Origin of the sequence: Pseudomonas sp. RL_5y_Pfl2_73, assembly GCF_963970515.1 — a bacterium.
Classification (GTDB): Bacteria; Pseudomonadota; Gammaproteobacteria; order Pseudomonadales; family Pseudomonadaceae; genus Aquipseudomonas.
Window position 1 is genome coordinate 35,915 of sequence record NZ_CAXAPD010000019.1, and the last position, 26,108, is coordinate 62,022.

At 62.0% G+C, this 26,108-nt stretch carries 23 protein-coding genes and 1 pseudogene; 10 read left to right on the plus strand and 14 right to left on the minus strand.

The window, feature by feature from the left end; all coding sequences use genetic code 11:
- The first annotated feature begins 33 nt into the window (after positions 1 to 33).
- Both AACY42_RS18645 and AACY42_RS18650 read left to right on the plus strand, forming a co-directional pair.
- Positions 34 to 1,431, plus strand: coding sequence for an MFS transporter (locus tag AACY42_RS18645; RefSeq protein WP_339481484.1), 1,398 nt, complete (start codon positions 34 to 36; stop codon positions 1,429 to 1,431).
- A gap of 9 nt (positions 1,432 to 1,440) precedes the next feature.
- Positions 1,441 to 1,962 (plus strand): single-stranded DNA-binding protein, encoded by a 522-nt coding sequence (locus tag AACY42_RS18650; RefSeq protein ID WP_003206078.1) that lies wholly within the window; start codon positions 1,441 to 1,443, stop codon positions 1,960 to 1,962.
- 564 nt (positions 1,963 to 2,526) lie between these two features.
- Here AACY42_RS18650 and AACY42_RS18655 read toward each other — a convergent pair.
- Entirely contained in the window at positions 2,527 to 2,736 is a 210-nt protein-coding gene (locus AACY42_RS18655) for a hypothetical protein (protein WP_339481485.1), read from the minus strand.
- Between the two features lie 209 nt (positions 2,737 to 2,945).
- Between AACY42_RS18655 and AACY42_RS18660 the strand changes: the two are divergent.
- Positions 2,946 to 3,068, plus strand: a pseudogene (locus tag AACY42_RS18660) (helix-turn-helix domain-containing protein); the annotation flags it as partial.
- A 128-nt stretch (positions 3,069 to 3,196) separates the two neighbouring features.
- Here AACY42_RS18660 and AACY42_RS18665 read toward each other — a convergent pair.
- Positions 3,197 to 4,627 carry an alanine/glycine:cation symporter family protein gene (locus AACY42_RS18665; RefSeq protein ID WP_339481486.1) on the minus strand — a complete coding sequence of 477 codons (1,431 nt, stop codon included), beginning with the start codon at positions 4,625 to 4,627 and terminating at the stop codon, positions 3,197 to 3,199.
- Between the two features lie 870 nt (positions 4,628 to 5,497).
- Between AACY42_RS18665 and AACY42_RS18670 the strand changes: the two genes are divergently transcribed.
- Positions 5,498 to 5,683, plus strand: a complete 186-nt coding sequence (locus AACY42_RS18670; RefSeq protein ID WP_339481488.1) for a hypothetical protein — start codon at positions 5,498 to 5,500, stop codon at positions 5,681 to 5,683.
- Here AACY42_RS18670 and AACY42_RS18675 read toward each other — a convergent pair whose 3' ends face one another.
- On the minus strand, positions 5,684 to 6,238 hold the full coding sequence (locus AACY42_RS18675; RefSeq protein WP_339481490.1) for a cysteine hydrolase family protein: 555 nt from the start codon (positions 6,236 to 6,238) through the stop codon (positions 5,684 to 5,686).
- 98 nt (positions 6,239 to 6,336) lie between these two features.
- Here AACY42_RS18675 and AACY42_RS18680 point away from each other — a divergent pair, with 98 nt between their 5' ends.
- The 3 genes from AACY42_RS18680 to AACY42_RS18690 all read left to right on the plus strand — a co-directional run bounded on the left by AACY42_RS18680 (position 6,337) and on the right by AACY42_RS18690 (position 9,559).
- Positions 6,337 to 7,332 (plus strand): GlxA family transcriptional regulator, encoded by a 996-nt coding sequence (locus tag AACY42_RS18680; protein ID WP_339481491.1) that lies wholly within the window; start codon positions 6,337 to 6,339, stop codon positions 7,330 to 7,332.
- A gap of 369 nt (positions 7,333 to 7,701) precedes the next feature.
- Positions 7,702 to 8,811: a DUF3182 family protein gene (locus AACY42_RS18685; RefSeq protein ID WP_339481493.1), complete on the plus strand. Its 1,110-nt coding sequence runs from the start codon at positions 7,702 to 7,704 to the stop codon at positions 8,809 to 8,811.
- Positions 8,801 to 9,559, plus strand: coding sequence for an alpha/beta hydrolase family protein (locus AACY42_RS18690; RefSeq protein WP_339481495.1), 759 nt, complete (start codon positions 8,801 to 8,803; stop codon positions 9,557 to 9,559). Before AACY42_RS18685 ends, AACY42_RS18690 begins: the two co-directional genes overlap by 11 nt.
- Before the next feature lie 52 nt (positions 9,560 to 9,611).
- Here AACY42_RS18690 and AACY42_RS18695 read toward each other — a convergent pair whose 3' ends face one another.
- The 5 genes from AACY42_RS18695 to AACY42_RS18715 form a co-directional block, all read right to left on the minus strand.
- Positions 9,612 to 10,613 carry a lysylphosphatidylglycerol synthase domain-containing protein gene (locus tag AACY42_RS18695; protein ID WP_339481497.1) on the minus strand — a complete coding sequence of 334 codons (1,002 nt, stop codon included), beginning with the start codon at positions 10,611 to 10,613 and terminating at the stop codon, positions 9,612 to 9,614.
- Complete coding sequence (clsB, locus tag AACY42_RS18700; RefSeq protein ID WP_339481498.1) at positions 10,600 to 11,898, minus strand: cardiolipin synthase ClsB; 1,299 nt, start codon at positions 11,896 to 11,898, stop codon at positions 10,600 to 10,602. Before clsB ends, AACY42_RS18695 begins: the two co-directional genes overlap by 14 nt.
- Complete coding sequence (locus AACY42_RS18705; protein ID WP_339481499.1) at positions 11,895 to 12,704, minus strand: endonuclease/exonuclease/phosphatase family protein; 810 nt, start codon at positions 12,702 to 12,704, stop codon at positions 11,895 to 11,897. Before AACY42_RS18705 ends, clsB begins: the two co-directional genes overlap by 4 nt.
- Positions 12,701 to 13,627 (minus strand): DUF72 domain-containing protein, encoded by a 927-nt coding sequence (locus AACY42_RS18710; protein WP_339481500.1) that lies wholly within the window; start codon positions 13,625 to 13,627, stop codon positions 12,701 to 12,703. The genes AACY42_RS18705 and AACY42_RS18710 overlap by 4 nt, the downstream gene beginning before the upstream one ends.
- A 274-nt stretch (positions 13,628 to 13,901) precedes the next feature.
- Positions 13,902 to 18,224 (minus strand): DEAD/DEAH box helicase, encoded by a 4,323-nt coding sequence (locus AACY42_RS18715; protein ID WP_339481502.1) that lies wholly within the window; start codon positions 18,222 to 18,224, stop codon positions 13,902 to 13,904.
- Positions 18,225 to 18,509: 285 nt separating this feature from the next.
- Here AACY42_RS18715 and AACY42_RS18720 point away from each other — a divergent pair, with 285 nt between their 5' ends.
- Both AACY42_RS18720 and AACY42_RS18725 read left to right on the plus strand, forming a co-directional pair.
- Positions 18,510 to 19,394: a sugar nucleotide-binding protein gene (locus tag AACY42_RS18720; RefSeq protein WP_339481503.1), complete on the plus strand. Its 885-nt coding sequence runs from the start codon at positions 18,510 to 18,512 to the stop codon at positions 19,392 to 19,394.
- Complete coding sequence (locus tag AACY42_RS18725) at positions 19,387 to 20,316, plus strand: NAD-dependent epimerase/dehydratase family protein (RefSeq protein WP_339481505.1); 930 nt, start codon at positions 19,387 to 19,389, stop codon at positions 20,314 to 20,316. The genes AACY42_RS18720 and AACY42_RS18725 overlap by 8 nt, the downstream gene beginning before the upstream one ends.
- Before the next feature lie 138 nt (positions 20,317 to 20,454).
- Here the strand turns inward: AACY42_RS18725 and AACY42_RS18730 are convergent, their stop codons facing one another.
- The 5 genes from AACY42_RS18730 to AACY42_RS18750 form a co-directional block, all read right to left on the minus strand.
- Complete coding sequence (locus tag AACY42_RS18730; RefSeq protein ID WP_339481507.1) at positions 20,455 to 21,153, minus strand: OmpW/AlkL family protein; 699 nt, start codon at positions 21,151 to 21,153, stop codon at positions 20,455 to 20,457.
- A gap of 224 nt (positions 21,154 to 21,377) precedes the next feature.
- Positions 21,378 to 21,896, minus strand: a complete 519-nt coding sequence (locus AACY42_RS18735; protein WP_339481509.1) for a DUF3299 domain-containing protein — start codon at positions 21,894 to 21,896, stop codon at positions 21,378 to 21,380.
- Positions 21,897 to 21,907: 11 nt separating this feature from the next.
- Positions 21,908 to 23,173, minus strand: coding sequence for an ABC transporter permease (locus tag AACY42_RS18740; protein WP_339481510.1), 1,266 nt, complete (start codon positions 23,171 to 23,173; stop codon positions 21,908 to 21,910).
- A 1-nt stretch (position 23,174) separates the two neighbouring features.
- The gene (locus AACY42_RS18745; protein WP_339481511.1) at positions 23,175 to 23,885 is read right to left on the minus strand and encodes an ABC transporter ATP-binding protein; all 711 of its coding nucleotides are present in this window, start codon (positions 23,883 to 23,885) and stop codon (positions 23,175 to 23,177) included.
- A gap of 93 nt (positions 23,886 to 23,978) precedes the next feature.
- Positions 23,979 to 24,569 carry a DUF2796 domain-containing protein gene (locus tag AACY42_RS18750; RefSeq protein ID WP_339481512.1) on the minus strand — a complete coding sequence of 197 codons (591 nt, stop codon included), beginning with the start codon at positions 24,567 to 24,569 and terminating at the stop codon, positions 23,979 to 23,981.
- A gap of 120 nt (positions 24,570 to 24,689) precedes the next feature.
- Here AACY42_RS18750 and AACY42_RS18755 point away from each other — a divergent pair, with 120 nt between their 5' ends.
- Positions 24,690 to 25,040 (plus strand): hypothetical protein, encoded by a 351-nt coding sequence (locus AACY42_RS18755; protein ID WP_339481514.1) that lies wholly within the window; start codon positions 24,690 to 24,692, stop codon positions 25,038 to 25,040.
- A 124-nt stretch (positions 25,041 to 25,164) separates the two neighbouring features.
- On the opposite strand, the gene trxA is transcribed toward AACY42_RS18755, so the two are convergent.
- Positions 25,165 to 26,037, minus strand: coding sequence for a thioredoxin (gene trxA / locus AACY42_RS18760; protein ID WP_339481516.1), 873 nt, complete (start codon positions 26,035 to 26,037; stop codon positions 25,165 to 25,167).
- Positions 26,038 to 26,108: the final 71 nt, after the last annotated feature.

The window sequence follows — 26,108 nt, forward strand, 5'->3', positions numbered from 1 at the left end:
TAGAATCGCCGCCGGTTCACATGAGGTTTTTCCATGCAAGATCCCCACAGCGAACGCATGAGTAGTGGCGAGACACGCGCAGCAAGCGGTCTGGCCCTGGTGTTCGCCTTCCGTATGCTGGGCATGTTCATGGTGTTGCCGGTGCTGGCGACCTATGGCATGGACCTGGCTGGCGCGACCCCGGCTCTCATCGGGCTGGCGATTGGCGCTTATGGCCTGACCCAGGCGATCTTCCAGATCCCGTTCGGGGTCATTTCCGACCGCATCGGCCGGCGTCCGGTCATCTATCTGGGGCTGATCGTCTTCGCCCTTGGCAGTGTGCTGGCGGCAAATGCCGACTCGATCTGGGGCGTGATCGCCGGACGCATCCTACAGGGCGCCGGGGCTATTTCCGCGGCAGTCATGGCGCTGCTGTCGGACTTGACCCGCGAACAACATCGCACCAAGGCCATGGCCATGATCGGCATGACCATTGGTCTGTCGTTCGCCGTGGCCATGGTGGTCGGCCCCTTGGTGACCCGCGCCTTTGGCTTGTCTGGCCTGTTCCTGGCGACTGGGGCCATGGCCCTGGTGGGGATTCTGATCGTGGCGTTCATGGTGCCGCACGCCACCGGCCCGCTGCAGCACCGTGAATCCGGCGTGGCGCGCCAGGCATTGATCCCGACGCTCAAGCACCCGGATCTGTTGCGCCTGGACCTGGGCATTTTCGCGCTCCACGCCATGCTGATGTCCAGCTTCGTAGCCTTGCCGCTGGCCCTGGTCGAGAAGGCCGGCCTGCCCAAGGAGCAGCACTGGTGGGTCTACCTGACGGCGCTGCTGATTTCGTTCTTCGCCATGATTCCGTTCATCATCTATGGCGAGAAACGACGCAAAATGAAACGAGTTTTGCTCGGCTCCGTCATGACGCTGATGCTCACTGAGCTATTCTTCTGGCAGTTCGGCGACAGCTTGCGGGCCCTGGTGATCGGCACGGTGGTGTTCTTCACCGCGTTCAATCTGTTGGAAGCATCGCTGCCGTCGCTGATCAGCAAGGTTTCACCGGCGGGCGGCAAGGGCACGGCGATGGGGGTTTATTCCACCAGTCAGTTCCTGGGTTCGGCGTTGGGCGGGATCCTCGGCGGCTGGCTGTTCCAGCATGGCGGTTTGTCGGTTGTGTTCCTGGGTTGTGCCGTGCTGGCTGCACTTTGGTTAGCCTTTGCTGTTACCATGCGCGAACCTCCCTATGTGACGAGCCTGCGCTTGCCCTTATCGCCCGAGGCGATTCGTGAGGCTGGCCTGACTGAGCGTCTGAAGGCCGTCGTTGGAGTAACCGATGCAGTGGTGGTCGCCGACGAAGCGGCCGTTTACATCAAACTGGACACCGAATTATTGGATCGTGCGACGCTCGAGCGCCTGGTGAACAACCCGGCCCCGAGCACGTGCGAAGCCTAGGAGAACGTTATGGCCCGTGGGGTTAACAAAGTCATATTGGTCGGTACTTGCGGCCAGGATCCCGAAGTTCGTTACCTGCCGAACGGCAACGCCGTGACCAACCTGAGTCTGGCGACCAGTGAACAGTGGACCGACAAGCAGACCGGCCAGAAGGTCGAGAAGACCGAATGGCACCGCGTGTCGATGTTCGGCAAAGTGGCTGAGATCGCCGGCGAATACCTGCGCAAGGGTTCGCAGGTGTACATCGAGGGCAAGCTGCAGACCCGCGAGTGGGAAAAGGACGGTATCAAGCGTTACACCACCGAAATCGTGGTCGACATGCAAGGCACCATGCAACTGCTGGGCGGCCGTCCACAAGGCGACCAGCAACAAGGTGGCAACAACTACCAGCAGTCGGCTCCGGCCCCGCGTCAGCAGGCGCCTCGTCCGCAGTCGGCGCCACAGCCACAACGCGAACGCCCGGCCCCACAACAGGCTGCTCCGCAGCCGGCTCCGGATTTCGACAGCTTTGATGACGATATTCCGTTCTAATTCCTACCTAAGACTATTTTGTAAAGTTTAGGCCTGAGACCCCCGCGATGCGGGGGTTTCGCGTTTTTATGGGCGTAAAAAATATCTTGAGCAAGTTCTTAAGAATTAATACCCTGTAAAAACGTAAAGAAAGGAGTCTGTCGTGGAGCTGTCAGCGCGGAGAATTAAATCCTCGAATGGTGAGCGATTTATCGTTCTAGTCGATGAGGGAGGGATGCCTCTGTGTTATCGCTTATGCAGAGTTGGCCCATCTGTCGACTTGGCGTTGCCCCATAAGTATTCAGCCCAAAGTCAGACCTGCTAACGCTTTACGAAGTAGAAGCTTGGGTCAGCGAAATTTCGCCAGCAGGGTCAATTCTGCATCAGCGGCAACAGAGTGTCGGCGCTGATTGAAAGCTAACCCGCCCGTTAGGCCAAGGCAATTTGAAGGACACTCCTGCATGCACAACAAAATATCCCTCGGATTGGCCTGCACCCCCGAGAAATAGGTACGAGGCTGAGGGGTGGGCCATTAATGAGCGTGTAGGACTTAAATCGCAACAGGGCGTACAGAGCGAATTAATTTTAAGACGCAGAAAGTTGTTGCCACTGCTCGATATATGTCATATCCGCCTCTATTGATGACAGCAAAGCTTCGCAGATTTTTTTACTTTCAACAAAGTTATCTATAGTTTCTGATTTTGCGAGTGCCATAAATTGCACATCATCTAATTTTCGGTTGACCATAGTAAGTTTTTTTCTAGAAGCTCTTTTTCTGAAAGCAGCGCTGCGCATAAAGCATCAGGAAATAACTGACGCTCTAGCTTGGTGATTGCTGTAAAAATATTTTTAACTTCAGGGCTTGTTTTGGAGTGAACAAAGTTTAGTCCAGTTTCATCAACTGCATGGTGCTCCTGGTTTTGACCCTTCCAGTTGATAAGATATAGATTGTAGCTCTACAGTGGTCTAGAAGGCTTTATCTTCTGTTTTGCGAGGTTCGCAAGATGGAGCTGAAGCAAGCCTTTAGTCTTGCATTAAAGCGGTTGAGGACTAGGAGGGGGCTTACTCAAGAGGATTTCTCATTTGTCAGCAGTCGTACTGATCTCAGCACGACGGAACGAGGGCTGCATGCGGTCGGGCAATACCTGCCGCCATGACGTTGGCCATGGCGGCAGTGCCCGCAGATTTGACGAAGCCCGAATGAGCTTGCGTCAGATGTGTACGCAGCCAACTTCAGGCCGCGACCGAGCCCGGATCATTTCCAGCGATTTATATCCCATGCCTTGCGGTCGATATCGAGGTCGGGGAATTTCGCCGGATCGAAGAGCGGCCTTTCCACGCCCGCTTTCAACTGCGCACGGAAGTCGTTGATCACCCGTATTGCCGTAGGGAAAAGCATCAGAATCGCAATAAGGTTCACGAGTGCCAGAATACCCATCATTGGGTCTGAGAAGAAGAACACCGCGGTCGCGTTTGGAGCGGCCGCGCCGAGGAAAATCAAGCCCAGGATCAGCACGCGCAGCACCAGCAGGGCTGGTTTGGACTTGGTGATTGCCGCCAGTGCGTTCTCACCCAGATAAACGTTGTAGATGATAGACGAAAAGGCGAAGAGCAGGATCGCCAGTGTCAGCGCGTAGCGCGACCATTCGCCAAAATGGCTGGCCAGCGACTGCTGTGTCAGCACGATACCGTCGATACCTGTTGCACCGGCCACATAGACATCACCCAGCAGAATGATGAACGCGGTGCAAGAGCAGATCACGATCGTGTCGATGAAGACCGAGAACGATTGGGTGATGCCCTGGCTGACCGGGTGGTGTACCAGTGCGGTCGCTGCGACGTTCGGTGCCGAACCGAGCCCAGCCTCGTTTGAGAACAGCCCGCGCCGCAAGCCTTGCGCAATTGCGGCTCCCATACCACCGGCGATGGCTTCTTCGTAGCCGAAGGCGCTCGAGACGATGTGTACGAAGAGCGCCGGAATCTCACCGAGGTTCATCGCGATGACGATCAGGGCAAGGGCCAGGTAACCCAGCGCCATGACCGGCACCACGACATCGGCCGCCTTGGCGATACGCTTGATGCCACCAAAGATCACAAATCCCGTGACGATGACCAGTAGCGCTCCGGTCACGTAGCGGCTGATCCCGAACGAATCCTGCACCGCGCCCGCAACAGTGTTGCCTTGGAACGCGTTGAAGCCAAGGCCGAAGGCCGACAGCAAGCAGACCGCATAGACGATCGCCAGCCAGTTGTAGTTCGACCCGAGGCCACGCCGGATATAGTCGGCTGGGCCGCCACGGAAGGAGTGTTCACCGTCGGTGCTCTTATAAACCTGAGCAAGCGTGCATTCAACGAGACTCGTCGCCATGCCAACCAGCGCGATGCACCACATCCAGAAAACCGCGCCAGGCCCACCGAGCGTAATGGCTACCGCTACGCCGGCAATGTTCCCGCCGCCGACGCGACCGCCCACGGACACGAGGAGCGCCTGTCGCGCGCTGAGGTTGTTGGGGTCGCTGTTCTGGTTCTTTCCTGAGAGCACGCGGAACATCCGGCCGAAGAACTCGAACTGGACGAAACCCGACATAATTGTGATGAACACGCCAAAGACGACGAGGATGGGAATAAGCGACCACCCCCACGTGAGGCTGTCGACATACCCAAACAGCGTTTGCAGGAATTCCATCTGTATCTCCTATTTCTTATTATCGGCGGTGCCTCTCTCTTGAGAGCGCCGCGATCAGTATCTGCCTGGTTTGACGTCCGATTTATCGGCTTCGCACGTTTCGGTGCCGCCGACCGTTCCCGATCCGAACACCCGCAGTACGGCACCGTCGAGTTGTTCGAGGGCAGCACCGGCCCTTATCGCTGGCAGTGGCCGGGCCCTGGCGGGGGCAACTGTACTACAGAGCGGTAGTTTCGGCGCCCTGAGAGTGATGCTTAATCAGCCTCAGGGGCTGTTCTGTGCATGCCAACCGCGACCATGTGTCTTGCACATGGATTGTTGGATAGCGACAGCCCCCGAGATTCCGAGGCATCTCCTGCCCAATAGCACTGGCTGCTGGGAGCACGAGACAAGTATCTCATTTCACCTTTCCCCCTTTCTCTCGACAGCGGTGAGATTACCGATCCTTGGGCGCTGCCACGGTGCGTAAGCTTGGCTTCGTTGGTGCGTCGAGGTTTTCCGTCAATAAGTTCGATAACGGTTACCTCAAGCCATTGCTTGATCAGCCGCAATACCCCACCAGCCATGAATGTTAGCTGCTGTGCATAGAGTTGCGTAACGAGTCTACTCCGCCAATAGTTTGAAAAAGGCCCCAAGCGCACTCTGCCCTTGGGGCTTTTTATTTCTGAGCGCAGGCCAGGTTCGTGGCTCGAGGACACCGCACGATCCAGGTCTTGCTCACAAATCCAGATCCAATAGCACCTGCATCGTCTCGCCAACCGACTGGCTCAACCACGTGGCCTTGTCCTTTGCTCGCATCGGCCGGGATCTGAAGACCGAGGGCAAGGCCTTGAGTGGTATTGGCGTTTCCTATTACGCACAAGGACGGCCATGGAGGCCATCGAATGCAGCACCCTTCATGTGCGGTTGACCGACGTGGCGGGGCAGTGGCTGCGTAGCGCAGCAGATGGGATTCGTGGCGACGAGCTTCCGGGCACACCCTTGATGCTTGAGGCAAAACCGCACTTCGCCGACGAAGCGCGGTTTTTTTTGCGTTTCTTTAGAGGTGCCGTGTAGTTAGCGATTGGCCGCCAGGAATTGCTCGGTGCTCACCACACTCGCGTAGGCAAAACCCAGCGCGGCCATGAACGCCGCATGCACCTGGGCTGCCGGCACGACGACGCCGTTGAATTCCAGGTCGAGGGTGGCGCAGGCATCATGGATCACCGTGACGCCGTAGCCCAGGTCCGCTGCCGCCCGCACCACGCCGTGAACGCACATGTGGCTCATGCTGCCGACCACCACCAGTTGTTCGATGCCGTGCTGGTCGAGGATGGCTTGCAGTTCGGTTTCGCGAAACGAATTGACGAAGTGCTTGAGGACCACTGGTTCATCGGCGCGGTTGAGCACCTTGGGGTGCAACTGTGCGCCTTCGGAGCCAGGGGTGAAGAATGGCGCGTCGTCGGAGGTGAATTCGTGGCGGACATGCACCACGCTGTCGTCAGCCTGGCGAAAGGCTTCGATCAAGCGAGCGGCGTTATCGGCAGCGGCTTGGGCGCCGACCAACGGCCATTTGCCTTGGGGGAAGTAGTCGTTCTGGATATCGACTACGATGAGCGCTTGTTTGGACATGGGGGCTTCCTTGATCAGATTGGGTGTGAAGCCAGTATTGGCTTTTGCCGCCGCTTCGAGGATTGGCCGCAACGACAATAAGCGAGGGAAAACTGACAATGACGCAGCAAAGGGCAGTCGCCGAGCTTGGGGTGCTCATCTACCCCGGCGCGCAACTGGCGGCGGTGCATGGCTTGACCGATCTGTTTGCCGTGGCGCAGCGGATCGCGGCCGAGCATGCCAGCGTGCAGTTGCCAACGCTGCGGGTGAGTCACTGGCGGGCGGAGGAGGGCGAGGCTCCGCTGCGGGTGTTCGACAGCGAAACCGGCCCGGCGGGCAAGCTGGTGGCGTTGTTGATTCCACCGTCCCTTGCCGGTTTCAGTGCAGGCTTGGTCTCCCAGGCGCTGATGGATTGGCTGCGGGCGCAGCATGCCGACGGCACAGTGCTGGGCGGGGTTTGCGTGGGCTCGATCCTGCTGGCCGAAAGCGGCCTGCTCGACGGGCGCAGCGCCACCACCCACTGGACCTCGGCCAAGACCTTTGCCGCGCGTTACCCGAAGATCAAGCTCAACGCCGACAAACCCATCGTCGACGACGGTGACCTGATCACCACCGCCGGGCTGATGGCCTGGTCGGAACTGGGGCTGCGCCTGGTGGACCGCCTGCTCGGCCCCAGCATCGCCACGCGCACGGCGCAATTTCTGGTGATCGAGCACAGCGACAGCGCGAGCCAGTGCGGCAGTAACTTTGCGCCCATCCTCGGCCATGGCGACCCGGCGATTCTCAAGGTCCAGCATTGGTTGCAAAGCAGCGGCGCGGTGGAGGTTTCCCTCGGTGCGATGGCCGAACGCGCCGGTCTGGAAGAACGTACTTTCCTGCGCAGGTTTCGCGCCGCCACCGGGCTCAAGCCCACCGAATACTGCCAGCACCTGCGGGTTGGCAAGGCCCGGGAAATGCTGGAATTCACCAATGGCACCATCGACCACATTGCCTGGACCGTCGGTTACCAGGACCCGAGCGCCTTTCGCGCGACGTTCAAGAAAATCACCGGGTTGGTGCCGAGTGATTACCGGGCGCGGTTTGGGGTGAGCCCGCCGAGTACTCCCAAGGGTTGACTGACCCGCTTGCCCCGCTGGGCTGCGCTTGTAGGAGCTGTGTGGAGCTGTGTAGGAGCTGTCGAGTGCAACGAGGCTGCGACCTTTCCACAACCAATTGAATCCAGAGCGAAAGATCAACATCAAAAGATCGCAGGCTCCTACACCTAGCGGGGACTCCCTCGCCACAGGATGGGGTTGCGTCTGCTGCTGGCCATCGTGCAATTTGCGGGACGTCAATTGTGTGTCGTGCAGAATGAAACAGGCCCGGTGCTATCAACTGCGCGCAATACACCCGCGTGGCCACCCCATCCTTGCGATGACACCGTTGGCCTGATCTCTGCAGCTTCCCTTGTCTAAAGCCATCGAGCGCAGGAAAAAGGGCAACGCATGACACCAGTCAATCGCAACAAGCGGGTAGTGGCCTATTCGGTCAATCCACAAGCGCCGCGCCATGAGGTCGAGACCAATCGCGCGCTGGCCCAGTGGCTGGCACAGATCCTGGGATGGGAGTACGGCGACAGTCATGACTCCCAGCGGCATGCCGGTCATGATCTCTATCTGTTGCCCACGCAAACCCTGATCGGCGCCGAAGCCGCGATGCGCCTGGGAGTCCAGGGGCCGGAGGATGTGTGGGGTGGGTATGTCGAGCATGATTTTATCTGCACCAAGGCGATTACCCATGGTCTGTTGAATAAGGACGCCGTGGCGCCCAAAGGCTGGTCGCCCCTGTTTGCCAAGCACACACGAGGCGCGGTGCTCGATGGCGTGACGGTCTTTTCGCTCAAGGATGCGCGCCCCGCCGCCGAGCACTTGTTGTACACCGGGCCGATTCGCCTCAAGCCGATCCATGCCTGTGCCGGGCGTGGCCAGCGGCTGATCAAGAGCCTGGCGCAGTTCGATGAAATTGTCGCCGGGCCTGACGCCCAGGCGCTGTTTCACGATGGGGTGGTGCTGGAACAGCACCTCAACGAGGTCAAGACCCAGAGCGTCGGCCAGAGCTTCATCAACGGCAAGGTCTTGAGCTATTGCGGCGTGCAACACCTGACCCACGACAGCGAAGGGGTGGAGGTGTACGGCGGGTCGGACCTGCTGGTGGTGCAGGGCGGCTATATTGAGTTGCTCAGGCTCGAACTGCCCGACGATGTGCGTGAGGCGGTGCGGCTGGCGCAAGTGTTCGATGATGCCGCGAACCAGGCCTACCCGAGTTTTTTTGCGTCGCGGCGCAATTACGACATTGCCCAGGGCCTGGATGCCGCCGGCCAGCCGCGTGGCGGCGTGTTGGAACAGTCGTGGCGCATGGGCGGCGCCAGCAGCGCTGAACTGGCGGCGTTGCAGGTGTTCGTCGAAGCGCCCGCAACCAGCGCGGTACGGGTGTCCTCGGTGGAGACCTACACCGAACAACCGCTGCCGCCCGGCGCGAGGGAGGTCTATCGCGGCGCGGCGCACAACGGCGACTTCCTTCTCAAATACGTAACGGTTCAATCCTATGACGGCTAGCAGTGAAACCATTCAGATCGAGATTGACGATGAACGCATGAACGGGACGTTCCTGAGTCCCAAGTCGAAGGTCCCTGGCGTGTTGTTCGTGCACGGTTGGGGTGGCAGTCAGGAGCGCGACCTGGAACGGGCCAAAGGCATCGCCGGCCTGGGTTGCGTGTGCCTGACCTTCGACTTGCGTGGACACACCGGCGGGGCGGGGATTCCGTTGGCGCGGGTCACCCGCGAGGACAATCTGCGGGACCTGTTGGCGGCATACGACCGACTGCTCGCGCACCCAGCCTTGGATACCTCGGCGATTGCCGTGGTGGGCACCAGTTATGGCGGCTACCTGGCTTCGATCCTGACGTCGCTGCGCCCGGTACGTTGGCTGGCCCTGCGGGTGCCGGCGCTGTACCGCGACGAGCAATGGCACACGCCCAAGCGCGATCTGGACAAGACCGACCTGCTGGATTACCGCGGCACCCTGGTGCATGCCAGCACCAATCGCGCCTTGCAGGCATGTTCGCAGTTCACCGGCGATGTGTTGCTGGTGGAGTCCGAGACCGATGCCTACGTCCCTCATGCCACCATCATGAGCTACCGGGCGGCGTGCCAGCAGACCCACTCACTGACTCACCGGATCATCGACGGCGCCGACCATGCCTTGAGCGACCCCGTGTCACAGCAGGCCTACACCTCGATCCTGGTGGGCTGGATCACGGAAATGGTGGTGGGAGAGCGGTTGAGCATTATTCAGGAGCGGTAGATGGCGGGCCTCATCGCGAGCAGGCTCGCGATAAGCCGCTACGGGCAACCCATCACTTGAGCCTAGGCTTGACCCGCAACGCCTTGGCCTTCGCCTCGATCACCAGGTACATCACCACGGTAATCAGCAACGGCAGGATGAAGTAGATCGCCCGGTAGGCGATCAGACCCGCCAGCAGGCTGCCCCGCGACACTTCATGTTGCAGCAGCGCAACGAACACCGCCTCCAGCACCCCAAGCCCTGCCGGAATGTGGGTGATCACCCCGGCAATGCTGCTGATCAGCAACACCCCGAGCACCATCGGATAATCCAGTTTGCCGGGCAGCAACGTGAAGATCACCGCCGCCATCAACGACCAGTTCAGCGCGCCCAGCGCCAGTTGCAGCACCGCCATGCGCAGCGAAGGCAGGTTGATTTCCATGCCGCGAATCGTCCACGCCCGGCGCTTGGAAAACCGGCAGGCCACCAGGTAACCGGCGCTCACCAGCAACAACAGCGCGCCGACGCCTTGCAGCGCATCGCTGCTGAGTTTCCAACCCGGCGGCATGGTCACCAGGGCGCTGCTGAACACCACCCCGGCCAGGGTCATGTAGCCGAACCAGTTGGTGGCCAGGCTCAGGCCGAGAATCTTGGCAATATTCCCGGTGCTGACCCCCAGCCGTGAATACAGCCGATAGCGCATGGCGATGCCACCGACCCAGGCGCTGAGGTTGAGGTTGAACGCGTAACTGATCACCCCCACCGGCAAGATCTGCCGCCAACCCAATTTCTGGCGGATGTAGGTGCGGCCGATCAAGTCGAAGCAGGCATAGGTGATGAAGCTGGTGACGGTCAGCGCGGCGGCGATGACCAAGGTGCGCACCTTGAAAGCGGCCAGGGTGGCGAACACTTCGGCCCAATCGATGCGTCGGGCCAAGGCGGTAAACAGCACGATCAACAGCAGGAAAAACGCCAGGCTCAGCGGTCTTTTCCAGCGGCTCCAGCGGGATTTGGGCTTGGACTGTTCCGGCCCATGGGCAGCTCTCGGCGCGGTGTGCGCTTCAGAAGGGGTCATGGGGGGCGCTCCGGACCGCCGACGGCGGCGAAAAGGGTTTCAGACGCGGTTTATGGGCCGGTAGCAAGCCGGCCCAGGCCGGGAAATGGCGCAAAAAGTGGAACACCATGAAACCGATGGTCATGCGCCACAACAGGCCGCGGGGGGCGCGGTCCTCGGGCATGGCGGCGCAATGGTAGCGGCTCAGGTAGTCGAGGCGCTCGAACAGCTCGCGGTTGAACGCCCGGTCGCGGATCAGCACATTGGCTTCCAGGTTCAGGGACAAGCTCAGCGGGTCGAGGTTGCTCGAACCCACGGTGCTCCAGTCCTCATCCACCAGGGCGACCTTGCCGTGCAGGGGGCGCTCGCAATATTCGTAGATCACCACGCCGGCCTTGAGCAGGTAGCTGTAGAGCATGCGGGCGGCGAGCTTGGCGATCATCATGTCCGGCTGGCCCTGCAGGATCAGTCGTACTTCCACGCCACGGCGCGCGGCATTGCGGATCTCGCGCAGCAACCGGTAGCCAGGGAAGAAATAGGCGTTGGCGATCACCACCCGCCGTTGGGCCCTGCGCAGTACTTGCAGGTAGACCTCTTCGATGTCGGTTTGATGTTCGTGGTTATCCCGGTAAACCAGGCGCACCTGGCCGTCGTGGTCGCTGAACGCCAGCTCGTTGCGACGGCTGCGGCGGCGTTGCCACCAGTATTTGGCCCGGGCCGGTCGGCCGCTTTGCAACAGCGCGAAGTGATGGATATCCACCACCGCCGGGCCTTTGACCTCCACGCAATAGTCCTGCTTGGCCTCGGGGCCGAAATCGCCCAGGTGATCGGCGGAAAAATTGATCCCGCCGATAAACGCAATCACCCCGTCCACCACCACGATTTTGCGGTGCAGGCGGCGGAACCAGTTGGTGCGGATCCCCAGGTGCCGAGGCGCCGGGTCGAATATCTGCAAGCGCACCCCGGCGTCGCTCAACGAGGCCAGGAAAGCGGTGGTCAGCTCACCGCAGCCGAAGCCATCGAGGCTGACGGTGATGCGCACGCCACGCTCGGCGGCTTCGACCAACAGATCCCGCAGTTCATAGCCAACCTTGTCCTCGAACAGGATGAAGGTCTCCAGGAGGATTTCAGTTTCGGCCCGACGAATGGCCTCGAAGACTCTGGGGAAATACTCCTCGCCGTTTTCCAGCAGCTTGACGCGATTGTTGCCGTGCCAGCCGTATTCGATATCCGTCAGCGCCGGGTTGCGCTCGGAGGGTGGCGACTCGACCTGCTCAACCGTCGCCTTGTTCATCGTCGCGCTCATAATTGGATCTCCACCGACAGCGGTGCGTGGTCGGACAGGTGTGACCAAGGGCGTACATTCAATACTTTGGCATGACGGGCCTTGAGGTTGCGCACGTAGATGCGGTCCAGACGCAGGACCGGCAGTCGCGCCGGAAAGCTGCGGGCCGGTTTGCCCCACTGTTCGGCGAACACTTCGCGCAGGCCACTGGGTTCGAGCAGTTCACTGGCCTTGCCGCGCCAGTCGTTGAAGTCGCCAGCGACGATCACTGGCGCGTCGGGCGGCAGTTCGCTCAAGCGCTGGCAAAGCAGCTTGAGTTGCGCGACACGATGACCTTCGCGCAGCCCCAAATGCACGCAAATGGCATGCACTTGCGGTCCATCGCCCGGTAGGCGCAGCACGCTGTGGAGCATGCCGCGGTTTTCGTGGCCGCTGATGGACACGTCCAGATTGTCGTGGCGGATGATCTGGAATTTCGACAACAGCGCGTTGCCGTGGTCGCCCGCCGGGTACACCGCGTTGCGCCCGTAGGCGAACTGCGGCCAGAGGCTGTCGGCGAGGAACTCGTATTGCGGCATGCTCGGCCAGTTGCTGTAGCGCTGGGGGTGGTGTTCGTGGGTGCCGTGGACTTCCTGCAAGAACACCACGTCGGCGGACACGCTGCGCACCGCTTCGCGCAGTTCCGGCAGGATGAAGCGCCGGTTCAGGGCGGTGAAGCCCTTATGGGTGTTGACCGTCAGCACGGTGAAGTGGCTGACCTGGTCGAAATCCTGGGGCTGTGGCTGGGTCGGCTCGTGGGTCGCTTCGCCGGTTTCCGGGCGGTTCATGGCAATACCCCTTCGGCCGGGCGCTCGCCGGGTGCGGTGGCGAGGTCCTTGTCCAGATGGAAGTGTTCCAGCAAGTGGCGCGCGTCATAGGGCGCGCGGACTTTGATGTCGTTGTCGAAATAGCAGAACACTTCCCGGCTTTTGCGGGCCCGAGGTTTCTTGTCGGGGTCGATCAGGTGGGCGTCGGCGGGTTGCTTGCCGTGGCTCCAGGCCTCGATCCGGCTGCCCCAGCGCTTCAACGCTTCGTCGGTATAGCCGCTGGCGTACAGCTGCTCGGCACCGTGCAGGCGCAGGTAGACGAAATCGCTGGTGACGTCTTCGCGGTAGGGCCACTTACCGGCCGTGTCGGCGATCACCAAGGCCACGTCGTAGCGCTTGAGCAACGTGACGAAGTGCGGGTCGATAAAACTGTCATGGCGGATTTCTACGGCGTGGCGCAGTGGGCGCTTTTTGTCAGTCATGATGCTGGCGTGGCCGTCCAGGCGCGGCTCGTGCTCGTGGGCCAAGGCGGCGGCGCCTTCGGTGTCGTGGGGCAGCTGCTTGAGGAAGACCTCGAACAGTTCCGAGTCGAATTCGAAACTGGGCGGAAACTGCCAGAGGATTGCCCCCAGTTTTTCCTTGAGTTCCAGCACGCCGGAGGCAAAGAAGTTGGCCAACGGCTTGCGGATGTCCCGCAGGCGCTTGATGTGGGTGATGAAACGCGGGGCCTTGACGCTGAACACGAAGCCGGGCGGTGTCTCGGCATACCACTGGGCATACCGTTCGGGGCGTTGCAGGGCGTAGAACGATCCATTGATTTCGATGCTGTTGACCGCTCGCGAGGCGAATTGCAATTCCCGTTTCTGAGTCAGCCCCTTGGGGTAGAAATCCCCCCGCCAAGGTGTGTAGCGCCAGCCGGAAATACCAATGTGGATCGCCGTCATGTATCCCTCCCGTGCCAATGACCTCGTACTGCCTGTGTCTTGTGATGACTGTTGCGCGGTCCGGAAAGTTTCGATGGGGTGCCCAGCGGTGGGGGGGCGTGCCCGTTGTGTGGGAGCAAGGCTTGCCCGCGAACAGGCGCCTCGATGCCTGAAAGACTGCGGTGCCGCTATCGCGAGCGAGCCTTACGCCCACCTGAATTCCCTCGCCAGCCGGGTGGTGTTGCCCAAGCGGTTGATCAAGGAACCGAAGGAGGGGAACGAAGCATCTGGTGAGCTACTGGCCGCAATTTTTATGGATGACCTTATTGCGCACTTCAGTCATCGCTTGATCATCCAACGCCACCCAAAGATGCTGCTTGCCAGCAATCTGCGCCGCCACCGGCAAACCATCGCGATACACCAGTCGATTAGTCGCCAATGCCGGCACTTTCGGCCCCGGCAGCAAGGTGCCGGCCAAGTTCAGCGGGTCGACGCCGCACACCGCCACCAGGCTGCCGTCGGAGGGGCGCCGACGGGTCTCGCGCAGCAGTGGGATGGCTTCGGGCAGGGCGAATTGTTCGCCCGCCAGCCCACTGACAAAACGCCCGCCACGAATCTCGCCCCGCGCCTCCAGGCGATGAAAGGTGCGCAGCAGCTCGCGCCAGCTCGGCAACCAATCCGCCTCCCGCTCCAGCAAGCGCCAGAACACCACGCCGTAACGGCGCAGCAGGGTCATGGCGATGTGTTCCAGGGTTTGCGGCGCGGTGGGCGCGGGGCGGTTGCCCTCCACGGGCACCGCTTGACTGCGGCGCAACAAGGCCCAGCGGCCGGCGTCGTCCATGCCACCGACAAACGCTCCACGCCCGCGCCGACTGCTGCGGGCCTGGCGTTTGCTGGCCGGGGTGATCAGCGCGCGCAAGCCGGCGAAACTGTCGGCATTCACCCACCCGGCGCCCACCAGTTCCTGCAAGGCGATTTCCAGTTCGCTGCGCAGCAGGTGGGCTTCGTGGACCAGTTCATCGAAAAACAGTGCGCCGTGTTCGCTGAGGGCCTGATGGACTTTTTGCGCCTTGGGCGACAACTCATCAAGGGCCGTTTGCCCGGCCAGGCTGCTCCACAATGTCACCTGGCTGCGCGGCAGCAACACCACCGGCGTGCTGCGCAGGGCGCTGGCGGAAGGCTTCTGGCGCGTGCTCAGGCGCGTCCATACCCACTTGCCATTGCGGCACAACTCATCGAGCCAACGGGGCGAATAGTCCTTGACCCGCGCCGGCAGCAGGTCGCTGTCCCAGGCAGAGGCAGCGGCCGGGAAGCCTTCGAACTGGCCCAGGATCGATGGCAACACGGCATTGCCCCGGCCTTGGGTCGACGATGACAGGTGCTGCCAGTCGAACAGAAACCGCATGAAATCCTGCAACGTCACGGGTTCGATTTCCCGGCGCAGGCGCTTGACCGTGTAGCGATGGATCCGCGCCAGCAAATGCCGCTCGCACCATTCCTCTTGCCTGGTGCCCGGCGTGAACCGTCCGCGCAGCACATAGCCTTGTTGTTCAAGCTGCGCCAGGGCCTGGGTGACCTGCGGGGTCGACAGCCCCAGCGGGTAGGCGATGGCCTTCAACGGTAACGGACCAAAGGCACTGAGTCGGGCGCGGAGCACTTCCACCAACGCTTCGTCACCGCCCCAGGCTTCATCGAAACCTGCCAGGGCGGTCAGCGCCGGTTGCCAGCGGGCTTGTGGATAAAGGGCTTGCAGGCAGGTCAGGCGCTCCAGCGGCACCCACAGACCACGCTCGGCAGTGATCTGCAGGTGGCTGGCGCGACCACTCGCGGCCAATGCCTGCAGCCAATCCAGCCACGGCGCGTGGGTGTCGGCTTCACTGTCGGCGATGCAGGCCAGGCTCATCAAGGCTTCATGCATCTCATCGAGATTGGCCGGTGTCGGCCAGGCCTCACAGCGGACCGACTGGATGGCGTCGGCGTCCAGTGCGCCCAGGTCGTCGGTGGCCTGTGGATCGCTCCAGCGCCGGTTGATCACGGCCTGGGTCCGCCGTTCTTCCAGCGGCGCATCGTCGAGAAAGGTGTAGGGGCGGGCGCTGAGAATTTCGGCCGCCAGCGGTGAGGGTGCTGGCAGGTCGCGGCTGATCAGGCGAACCTTGCCCGCTTCCATGCGCCGCAACAGCGTCAGCCAGCCTTCGCTGTCCATGGCTTCGTGCAGGCAATCGTCGAGGGTCTGTTCCACCAAAGGGTGGTCGGGGATCTCACGCTCGCCGGCCAGGTTTTCCAGGCAGGCGATCTGGTCCGGAAACACGCTGGCAATCAGGTCCTCGCTTTTCATCCGCTGGATCTGCGGCGCGACTTTGCGTCCGCCGACATAGCGCGGCAAGGCCAGGGCCACGCCAGCGTTCCAGCGCCAGCGCACGCCGAACAGCGGTGCATCCAGCACCGCCTGGACCAGGATCTGTTCGGCGCTGTGGCTGTTGAGGTAGCGCCAGACCTCGTCCAGTTCGAAGCTGTGACTGGTGGACAGTGAGAGCACGATGGCGTCTTCACTGGCGGCGGCCTGCAATTCGAAGTTGAAAGTGCGGCAGAAACGCTTGCGCAAGGCCAGCCCCCAGGCGCGGTTGATACGGCTGCCGAAGGGCGTGTGGATGATCAGTTGCGTGCCGCCGGACTCGTCGAAAAAACGCTCCATCAGCAACGTGTCCTGGGACGGCAGGGCGCCGAAGGCCTGGCGCGCCGGGGCCAGGTAATCCACCAGTTGTTCAGCGCTGGCCAGGTTCAGTTGCAGGGTACCGGTGAGCCAAGCGAGGGCCGATTGCAGGTTGCCCGGCGTGGCGCCGAGCAGTTGATCCAGCTGGGCTTGCAGGCGCGCCACGGCCAGGGACAGTTCGGCGCTGCGCCCAGGCGCTTCACCGAGCCAGAACGGGATGGTCGGCGGCTGCCCCTGGGCATCCTCGACCCGCACGCGGCCGGTCTCGACGCGAATGATGCGATACGACGTATTGCCCAACTGGAACACGTCGCCAGCAATGCTCTCTACCGCGAAGTCTTCGTTGACGCTGCCGATGTTCAGCCCTTGGGGTTCGAGCAGCACGCTGTAGTCGGCATTGTCTGGAATGGTGCCGCCGCTGGTCACCGCCGTGAGCTTGCTGCCCCGACGCCCGCGCAAGGTCCGGGTCACGGCATCGCGGTGCAGGTAGGCGCTGCGCACGCCCAGGCGGCCATTGAGGCCTTCGGCGAGCATCTGCAACAGCGCCTGGTAATGCCCTTCGTCCAGTTCCGCGTAGGGCGCGGCGCGGCGCAAGGTTGCCAGCAGCGCTTGTTCCGACCATTCCTGGCAACTGACTTCGGCGACGATCTGCTGGGCCAGTACATCCAGCGGCGCCTTGGGGATGTGCAGGATGTCGAGTTCGCCACGGCGTACGCAGTCGAGCAGGGCGGCACATTCGATCAAGTCGTCGCGGGTGGTGGCGAACAGGCGTCCCTTGGGCGTGCCACCGACCTGATGGCCGGAACGGCCGACCCGTTGCAGGAATGCCGAGATCGAGCGGGGCGAGGCGATCTGGCACACCAGGTCGACATCGCCAATGTCGATGCCCAGCTCCAGGGACGCGGTGGCGATCAGCACCTGCAGTTCGCCGCGTTTCAGGCGTTGTTCGGCGTCGAGGCGAAACTCTTTCGCCAGGCTGCCGTGGTGAGCGGCCACGGCGTCCTTGCCCAGGCGCTCGCTCAGATGACGGCTCAGGCGTTCGGCCAGGCGCCGCGTATTGACGAACACCAGGGTGGTGCGATGTTTCCGGGCCAGCTCGGCGAGGCGGTTGTAGACCTGTTCCCACACGTCATTGGCCATCACCGCCGACAGCGGCACTGGCGGCACCTCGATGTCCAGGTCCCGGGGGCGGGCGTGGCCGATGTCGACGATTTCACAGCCGCGTCCTTCGCCGACGAGAAAACGTGACACCGCTTCGATGGGCTTTTGCGTGGCGGACAGGCCGATGCGCATCAGCGGTTCGGCGCACAGGGCTTGCAGGCGCTCCAGGCTCAAGGCCAGGTGGCTACCGCGCTTGCTGGCGGCGATGGCGTGGATTTCGTCGACGATGACCGTGCGGGTGCTGGCGAGCATCTGTCGGCCGGAGTCGGAGCCGAGCAGCACGTAGAGCGATTCGGGGGTGGTCACCAGGATGTGCGGCGCGGTCTTGCGCATCGCCGAGCGTTCTTTCTGCGGTGTGTCGCCGGTACGCACGGCGGTGGTGATGTGCAGCGGCGGCAGGTCCATCCGTCGCAGCTGTTCGGTGATGCCGGCCAGCGGATTTTGCAGGTTGATCTGGATATCGTTGCTCAAGGCCTTGAGCGGAGAGACATACACCACCAGCGTCTGGTCCGGCAGGCCGCCCTGTTCCAGGCCGCGATGCACCAGGTCATCGAGCACGGCGAGAAAAGCCGTCAGGGTCTTGCCCGAGCCGGTAGGCGCCGCCACCAGGGTCGAGCGACGCTGGCCGATCAACGGCCACGCTTGGGCCTGGGCGGCCGTGACCGCCGGGAATGTCTGGCTGAACCAGGCGCGAACGGCGGGGTGAAAGCCGGCCATGGCGTGGTTGGCTGCAAGGGGCAGATTCATGGGGGCAGTTTAGGCGGGTGGGGTGGGGAAGATGCAAGTACCGTCCGGGACCTCTACTGCCTGTTCGGACCTCTTCGCGAGCAAGCCCGCTCCCACAGGGGAATGCATTCCAAATATGGGAGCGGGCTTGCTCGCGAAGAGGTCCTTGAAGTCGGCCAAAAACCCAGGATCTGCACATTGCGGATGACGGTTGCGCACTAAACCCGCAAAATGCAACGATTCCGGCAACGCCTGTGGGCGTTGTCGACCTCATTTTTGTGCCAATAGACTGGGCCTGCTGACTTTATGCGAATGCGCCTTATGTTACTGGGCGGCGGAAATGCCCTTGGGCAGGCGCTGATTCGCCTCGGTGCAGAAGAAGACATCGGTTTTCTTGCCCCCCGCCCACCCGAAGACGGTTGGGATGCCGCGAGCCTGACGCAACTGCTCGACGACACCCGCCCGGACGCCTTGATCAACCTGGCGTACTACTTCGACTGGTTCCAGGCCGAGGCCGTCAGCGAGCAGCGCCTGGCCAGCCAGGAGCGCGCTGTCGAGCGCCTGGCTGAGCTGTGCCAGCATCACAACATCGTTTTGCTGCAACCCTCGAGCTATCGCGTGTTCGATGGTTCCCGCGCCACGGCCTACAGCGAGAAGGACGAGCCCGTGCCCCTGGGCGTGCGCGGCCAGGCGCTGTGGCGGATCGAGCAAAGCGTGCGCGCCACCTGCCCGCAACACGTGCTGCTGCGGTTTGGCTGGCTGCTGGACGACAGCGGCGATGGCATTCTCGGGCGTTTCCTGGCCCGGGCCGAACAACCCGAAGAGCTGTTGCTGGCTGACGACCGCCGCGGTAACCCGACGCCGGTGGACGATGCCGCGCGCGTGATCATCTCGGTGCTCAAGCAACTCGATTGCGCCGCGCCGCTGTGGGGCACCTATCATTACGCCGGCCACGAGGCGACTACACCGCTGGCGCTGGGCCAGGCGATCCTCACCGAAGCCCGCGCCCTGCATCCGCTGGCCATCGAGTCGCCCACCGCCCAGGCCCATGCCGCACGGCCGGACGCCGCGGAAGAACCGCAGCACGCGGTGCTGGCCTGCAAGAAAATTCTGCACACTTTCGGGATCAAGCCCCGCGCCTGGCGCGCGGCACTCCCGAGCTTACTGGATAGGTTTTATCGCCATGGCTGAAGGCCCTGTTTTAATCACCGGCGGCGCGGGTTTCATTGGTTCGCACCTGACCGACGCCTTGCTCGCCAAGGGACATTCGGTGCGCATCCTCGATGACCTGTCCACCGGCAAACGCAGCAACCTGCCGCTGGACAACCCCGCGCTCGAACTGATCGAAGGCGACGTCGCCGATCCCGCGCTGGTGGCGCGGGCCATGGCCGGTTGTAGCGCCGTGGCGCACCTGGCGGCGGTGGCCTCGGTGCAAGCCTCGGTGGACGACCCTGTGCGCACCCACCAGAGCAATTTCATTGGCACCCTGAATGTCTGCGAAGCCATGCGCCAGAACGGTGTGAAACGGGTGCTGTTCGCCTCCAGCGCAGCGGTCTACGGCAACAACGGCGAAGGCGAGTCCATCGACGAAGAAACCCCCAAGGCTCCGCTTACGCCGTATGCCTCGGACAAGCTGGCCAGCGAGTTCTACTTTGACTTCTATCGTCGCCAGCATGACCTGGAGCCGGTGGTGTTCCGCTTCTTCAACATCTACGGCCCGCGCCAGGATCCGTCCTCGCCGTATTCCGGGGTCATCAGCATCTTCAGCGAACGGGCGCAGAAAGGCCTGCCGATCACCGTGTTTGGCGACGGCGAGCAGACCCGGGATTTTGTCTACGTCGAAGATCTGGTGGATTTGCTGGTGCAGGCCATCGAGAAGCCTGAGGTGGAAGTGGGCGCGGTGAACGTCGGCTGGAACCAGGCCACGACCCTCAAGCAGATGCTCCAGGCCCTGGCCGCCGTGGTGGGCGATCTGCCGCCGATCAGCTACGGCCCGGCGCGCTCCGGCGACATCCGTCATTCGCGGGCCGACAACCATCGGCTGTTGCAGCGCTTCAGTTTTCCACCGCAAACACCGATGAGCGTGGGGCTGGCGCGGTTGTTGGGGCGCTGAGTTCTCAGCAACCATGAACTAAATGTGGGAGCGAGCCTGCTCGCGATAGCGCAGTGTCAGTCAACAATATTGCTGACTGATCCACCGTTATCGCGAGCAGGCTCGCTCCCACCGTTTTTTCTTACCCTCAAGTGTGGGTCAGAACTTGTAGCCCAACCCGACCATGTAGATCCATGGGTCCACATCGACATTCACCTTGGCCCGTGTGCCGCCGGCCACGGCGTTGTTGTCCACATACGCGGTGGTGTCGATGTCGATGTAGCGAATCTGGCCGTTGATCATGACGTTGTCGGTCAACATGTAGTCAGCGCCCACTTGCCATGCCATACCCCAACTGTTGCTCGCGCGGAAATTGCTGAAGCCATTGGCACTGGCTTCGCTGCCAACGTGTTCGTCGTAGATCCAGGTGTAGTTGATGCCCGCGCCGACATAAGGCTGGAACGTCGACTTGGCGTCGAGTGGGTAGTAGACCAGGCTCAGGGTTGGCGGCAGGTGCTTGAGGGTGCCGAGCTTATTGTTGGCCGCGCCCAGGGCGGTGCCTTTGATTTTTACGTCATGCTCGAACGGCGAGGCCGCCAGCAGTTCGATCCCCAGGTTATTGGTGATCATGTAGGCGAAGTTCAAGCCCAGCTGCGTGTCGCTGCTCATGGTCGCCTTGCCGCCCAGGTCGGCGCCGGCCAGAGGGCCACGGTCTACCTTGACGCTGGAGCTGTCGGCTTCCGGGTTGACGGTGATAGCACCGGCGCGAACGATAATATCGCCGGCCGTGTGGGCCTGGGCGAGTGGGGCTGTGAGCGCGAGGGCAACGAGGGAAGCGCTGAGCAAGGACTTGTTCATGAGGGCTCCAGAGGGCATCAAAATTTAATGTCCCATGATACGAAGCCGTCTGGCCCGGTCTTTTGACTCAGCTCAATAAAATCGCTGATGTGAAATTTGAGGGTGCCATCGCGAACAAACTCGCTCCCACATGGGATCGAGTTTCTTCAGAAGAAATACGATCCAACTGTGGGAGCGAGCCTGCTCGCCATAGCGACCTCAAAAACCACACATCACTACCGGACTTACTCCGGCAACTCATACACATAAATCTTCTCGGCCTCCATCTGATACCCGGCATCGGCCAGATCACTGGTGGACGGCTTGACCTGCATCGGCCCTTCGACCCAGTACGGTTGATACAACTCGTCGAGCTTGACCCCAATTTCACTTTTCACATGCACGATCTGGTTGGACGGCGGTGGCGGTACGTGGATGCAGGCGCCGAAATACGGCACCAGCAAAAAGTCCGTGGTGCGACCTTCCTCGCTGACTTCCAACGGCACGATGTAGCCCGGCAAACGAATCTGCTGGCCATCGAGGGCCTTGACCACCGGGGCATTGGGCAGATCCTGCTTGGCGGCTGGACTGGACTCGGCGGCCAGGGCATCGCTCATCTTCGACAAATCGTGCAGCGGGGTCATATTCGGCACTTCCGGCGGCGCGTCCGGCGGGATCATTTCTGACCAGGCCAGGTCCCTCGGCTCGGCCGCACACAGGGGCAGGGCGACCATCATCAACAGGGCAAGCAGGGCGCGGGGCATCTTCAAGGTCCTCATAGACGGATCGACAGGCCGTCGGCCAACGATTGGCGATAGGCGCGCCAGGCCGGCACACTGCCCATCAGCAGGGCGGCGAGCAGGATGCCAGCCAGCAGCATCCATTCATATTCGCTCGGCCAGCTCAGCGGCAGATACAAGCCATAGGCCGACTGCACGTAACCCTGGGCGGCGGCGATGCCGATGTACAGCAAGGCCAGTCCAGCGGTCACCCCGGCCAGCGCCAGGGCGAAGGCTTCGAGCACCAGCAGCGTCGCGATGTGCCACGGCCGCGCGCCCACCGAACGCAGGATCGCCATTTCCCGGCGACGCTCATTGAGACTGGTGAGGATCGCCGTGAGCATGCCGATCAACCCGGTGAGCACCACGAACAACGAAATCACGAACAAGGCTTTTTCCGCCGTGCCCATCAGGCTCCACAATTCCTGCAGCGCCACGCCCGGCAGGATAGCCAGCAACGGCTCACCGCGGAATTCGTTGATCTCGCGTTGCAAGGCAAAGGTGGAAATCTTGCTGTTAAGACCGAGCATGAGCGCGGTGATCGCCTGGGGTGTGAGGTCCATGTTGCGGGCCTGGTCGGCGCTGATGCGGCCATTGCCCTGGGCCGGCACGCCGTTTTTCCAGTCGATGTGGATCGCCTCCATGCCGCCGAGGCTAATGTGCAGCGTGCGGTCCACCGGGGTGCCGGTGCGCTTGAGAATCCCGACCACGGTGAAGGGCTTGTCGTCGTGCTTGACCAGGCTGACCACCGCCACACCGTGGGCCAGCACCAGCTTGTCGCCGAGCTTGTAGTGCAGCGCCTCGGCCACCTCGGCACCCAGCACCACTTCGAACGGATCGGTGGCGAAAGCCCGGCCGGCGGCCAGTTCCAGGTGTTGCTGGCGGCCGTACTGGTAATGCTCGAAGTAGGCCTCGGTGGTGCCCATCACCCGATAGCCACGGTGGGAATCGCCAAGGGACATGGGGATCGCCCACTTCACTTTCGGGTTGCTGGCGAAATGTTCGAAGCTGTCCCAGCGGATGTTGTTGGTGGCGTTGCCGATACGAAACACTGAATACAACAGCAGGTTCACGGAGCCGGAGCGGGCGCCGACGATCAGGTCGGTGCCACTGATGGTGCTGGCGAAACTGGCCCGCGCCTCGGTACGTACCCGCTCCACTGCCAGCAACAAACAAACAGAAAGGGCGATGGCAAACGCGGTGAGGATCGCCGTGAAGCGACGGTTCGCCAGGCTGGCCATGGCTAGACGGAACAAATACATCTCAAACCTCGAGTGGCGTGGCGGCGCGATTGAGATTGGCCAGCGACAGGTTGCGGTCGAACAGCGGCGCCAGGCTCTGGTCGTGGCTGACGAATAACAGGCTCGACCCGGCCTCGCGGCATTCGGCGAACAACAGCCGCAGGAAGTTTTCCCGGGCGTCGTAGTCCAGGGCTGAAGTCGGCTCGTCAGCGATGACCAGTTCCGGTTGGCCGATCAGCGCCCGGGCGGCGGCGACCCGTTGTTGCTGGCCGATGGACAACGAGTCGGCGCGCCGCTCCAGCAGGTTTGGATCGGTCAGCCCCAGGTGGGCCAGCAGCGTGGCGGCGGCTTGATCGACGCTGCCGTGGCGCTGGATGGCCCGTTGCGCACGTAGCTTGGAAAAGTGACAGGGCAGTTCGACGTTTTCGCGTACCGAGAGAAACGGCAGCAGGTTGAACTGCTGGAAGATATAGCCGGTGTGGTCGACGCGAAACCGATCGCGACTGCCGGCGCCCAGTTCGGTGAGTTCCTGGCCGAGCAGGCGGATGCTGCCGCGATCCGGTGTCTGCACACCGCCCAGCAGCCCCAGCAAGGTGGTTTTGCCGCTGCCGCTCGGGCCCTTGAGAAACAGCGTCTCACCGGCCTCCAGGCGAAACGCCGGGATATCCAGCAATGGCGGATGCCCGGGCCAGCTGAAGCCCAGGTTGGACAATTCGATGAGTGCTTGGGTCATGTTTGCCGCTTCAAGTAGTGGAACCTGTGGAACACCAGTGGGAGCTGAGCTTGCTCCCACCAGGCTTGCTCCCACATTGGGTTTTGCGCTGAATCAGAATTTCAGGGCTGGCGCCTTGGCCGTCACTTCCACGCCTTGCTGGCCGCTCGGGCTGATCAGTTGTACCTGAATTTTCTGGGTGGCCGGGAAGGTTTTGAACAGGGTCGCCAGGTCCAGGTTCTTCAGTGCACCCGGGGCAGCGCAGGTGAATTGGTAGTGGGCATGGATCTCACTGTGTTCGCCGTGGTGCTCGTCGCCGTCGGCATCTTCGTCATGGTCTTCGTGGTCTGGTTCATCGCCGAACAACGGGCTTGCCAGTTCCTGTTGGGCCACGCTGCATTTGGCGGCGGCCGGCAGGTTGAACAACGCCAGTGGCTTGTCCAACTGCGCGCGTACGGCGGCGACCTTGGCCTTGTCGGCATCGCTGGTGGCGGCGTGTTCGAAGCCCACCAGGTTCATCGCCGGGCTTTCCAGTTCCAAATCCAGGGTCTGGCCGTCCAAGGCGGCGTTCAATCGACCCACACCGTGTTCATGGGCGCCGAGGCTTGCGTGCTCATGATCGTGGTCATGGTCATGCTCGACCGCCGCGTGAGCGACAGCCAATGGCAGCAGGGCGAACGGCAAAGCGAGAAGCAGACGACGCATGACGGGTCTCCGAAAAGGTTATGTAATCTTATAACGAAAGTGCGGAGAGTTTGACCGTCTGCTTGGCGTCGCGCAAGGGCCATGGGAGCATGCGCACATGAAATATTCAGGAGCACGGTGATGTTGCGGATACGCGGAACCATCGGCGATTGTCCGGTGGACTTGTCGATCGAAATGGATGAGGGCGACTGGGCGCAGCTCGGCGCGCAGTTGCAAGTGGCCAAGCCCGAGGACGTGGCGGCACCGTCGGCCAAGCCGGTGAACCCGGACGATACCCAGTGGCAGATCGCCAAGGAGTTGCTGCGCAAGGCCGGGCAACTGAGCGGCCCGGACTTGCTGGAACAGCTCGAAGGCCTGACCGGCAGCGCCTCGGCGGGCAAGCGCCTGTTGGTGCGCTTGCGCCATAGCCCGGATGTAAAAGTCATCAGCGGCACCGACACACCGCTCTACAGCTGGCACGAAACCGCGTAGGAGCTGACGAGCGAAGCGAGGCTGCGATCTTTACCCCTAACGCTTGAGTCTCGAGCGAAAGATCAAAAGATCAAAAGATCAAAAGATCAAAAGATCGCAGCCTTCGGCAGCTCCTACAGGGCGATCAATACAACGCTGCGAACAGCTTGCGACGATAAGTCGTCACCAGCGGATGGTCGTTGCCCAGCAGTTCGAATACTTGCAGCAAGGTCTTGTGGGGCAGGCCTTCGCTATAGCTGCGGTTACGCACGAACAGTTTGAGCAGCGCATCGAGGGCCGCTTCGTACTGCTGGCGCGCCAGTTGCTGGATCGCCAGTTGGTACACCGCTTCATCGTCCTGCGGGTCTTTCGCCAGGCGCGCCTTGAGATCGGCGGCGTCCGGCAGGTGCTTGGCCAGGCCGAGGAATTGGATCTGCGCCTTGGCGCCGGCGAGGGCGGCCTTGTGCTCGTCGCTTTTTACCGCGTCGAGCACGGTCTGCGCTTCGTCCAGCTCACCGCGCTCGGTCAGGCAGCGGGCATACAGGATCAGGGTCCGGGCGTTGGTGTTGTCTTCACCCAGCAATACCGTGAGCACGGCTTCGGCGTCGGCGAAACGCCCGTCATCGAACAACGCCTGGGCCTGTTCGAATGGGTCAGCCGCGGCCGGAGGCGGCATCTGCACATGAGGCTCGAGCATTGTGCGCACGGCCGATTCCGGCTGGGCACCGGCAAAGCCGTCGACGGGTTGGCCGTCCTTGAACAACACCACCGTTGGCAGGCTGCGAATGCCGAAGCGGGCGACAATGTCCTGCTCGATGTCGCAGTTGACCTTGGCCAGCAGCAGTTCGCCCTGATAGCTCTCGGCAATGGTTTGCAGCATCGGCATCAGTGCCTTGCACGGCGCACACCACTCGGCCCAGAAATCCACCAGCACCGGTTTGTGGAAAGAGTTGGCAATCACCGACTGGTCGAAATCGGCCGTGGTGGCGTCGAAGATGTAGGGCGTTTCCTGAGTCATGGGCAATCTCGTAGAGCGCTTGAATGGGGCAACTATACGGCTTGGTGGGGGGAGGCTGAAAGCGGGGGAGG

Bases quoted from the DNA above. Each gene is read 5' to 3' on its own strand.
- clsB (WP_339481498.1), bottom strand. From the start codon at position 11,898: ATGAGCGCGACGATGAACAAGGCGACGGTTGAGCAGGTCGAGTCGCCA.
- AACY42_RS18710 (WP_339481500.1), bottom strand. From the start codon at position 13,627: ATGACGGCGATCCACATTGGTATTTCCGGCTGGCGCTACACACCTTGG.
- AACY42_RS18735 (WP_339481509.1), bottom strand. From the start codon at position 21,896: ATGCCCCGCGCCCTGCTTGCCCTGTTGATGATGGTCGCCCTGCCCCTG.
- trxA (WP_339481516.1), bottom strand. From the start codon at position 26,037: ATGACTCAGGAAACGCCCTACATCTTCGACGCCACCACGGCCGATTTC.
- AACY42_RS18685 (WP_339481493.1), top strand. From the start codon at position 7,702: ATGACACCAGTCAATCGCAACAAGCGGGTAGTGGCCTATTCGGTCAAT.
- AACY42_RS18655 (WP_339481485.1), bottom strand. From the start codon at position 2,736: ATGCGCAGCGCTGCTTTCAGAAAAAGAGCTTCTAGAAAAAAACTTACT.
- AACY42_RS18695 (WP_339481497.1), bottom strand. From the start codon at position 10,613: ATGACCCCTTCTGAAGCGCACACCGCGCCGAGAGCTGCCCATGGGCCG.
- AACY42_RS18740 (WP_339481510.1), bottom strand. From the start codon at position 23,173: ATGTATTTGTTCCGTCTAGCCATGGCCAGCCTGGCGAACCGTCGCTTC.
- AACY42_RS18650 (WP_003206078.1), top strand. From the start codon at position 1,441: ATGGCCCGTGGGGTTAACAAAGTCATATTGGTCGGTACTTGCGGCCAG.
- AACY42_RS18680 (WP_339481491.1), top strand. From the start codon at position 6,337: ATGACGCAGCAAAGGGCAGTCGCCGAGCTTGGGGTGCTCATCTACCCC.
- AACY42_RS18750 (WP_339481512.1), bottom strand. From the start codon at position 24,569: ATGCGTCGTCTGCTTCTCGCTTTGCCGTTCGCCCTGCTGCCATTGGCT.
- AACY42_RS18730 (WP_339481507.1), bottom strand. From the start codon at position 21,153: ATGAACAAGTCCTTGCTCAGCGCTTCCCTCGTTGCCCTCGCGCTCACA.
- AACY42_RS18745 (WP_339481511.1), bottom strand. From the start codon at position 23,885: ATGACCCAAGCACTCATCGAATTGTCCAACCTGGGCTTCAGCTGGCCC.
- AACY42_RS18725 (WP_339481505.1), top strand. From the start codon at position 19,387: ATGGCTGAAGGCCCTGTTTTAATCACCGGCGGCGCGGGTTTCATTGGT.
- AACY42_RS18755 (WP_339481514.1), top strand. From the start codon at position 24,690: ATGTTGCGGATACGCGGAACCATCGGCGATTGTCCGGTGGACTTGTCG.
- AACY42_RS18670 (WP_339481488.1), top strand. From the start codon at position 5,498: ATGGAGGCCATCGAATGCAGCACCCTTCATGTGCGGTTGACCGACGTG.
- AACY42_RS18715 (WP_339481502.1), bottom strand. From the start codon at position 18,224: ATGAATCTGCCCCTTGCAGCCAACCACGCCATGGCCGGCTTTCACCCC.
- AACY42_RS18675 (WP_339481490.1), bottom strand. From the start codon at position 6,238: ATGTCCAAACAAGCGCTCATCGTAGTCGATATCCAGAACGACTACTTC.
- AACY42_RS18665 (WP_339481486.1), bottom strand. From the start codon at position 4,627: ATGGAATTCCTGCAAACGCTGTTTGGGTATGTCGACAGCCTCACGTGG.
- AACY42_RS18690 (WP_339481495.1), top strand. From the start codon at position 8,801: ATGACGGCTAGCAGTGAAACCATTCAGATCGAGATTGACGATGAACGC.
- AACY42_RS18705 (WP_339481499.1), bottom strand. From the start codon at position 12,704: ATGAACCGCCCGGAAACCGGCGAAGCGACCCACGAGCCGACCCAGCCA.
- AACY42_RS18645 (WP_339481484.1), top strand. From the start codon at position 34: ATGCAAGATCCCCACAGCGAACGCATGAGTAGTGGCGAGACACGCGCA.
- AACY42_RS18720 (WP_339481503.1), top strand. From the start codon at position 18,510: ATGCGAATGCGCCTTATGTTACTGGGCGGCGGAAATGCCCTTGGGCAG.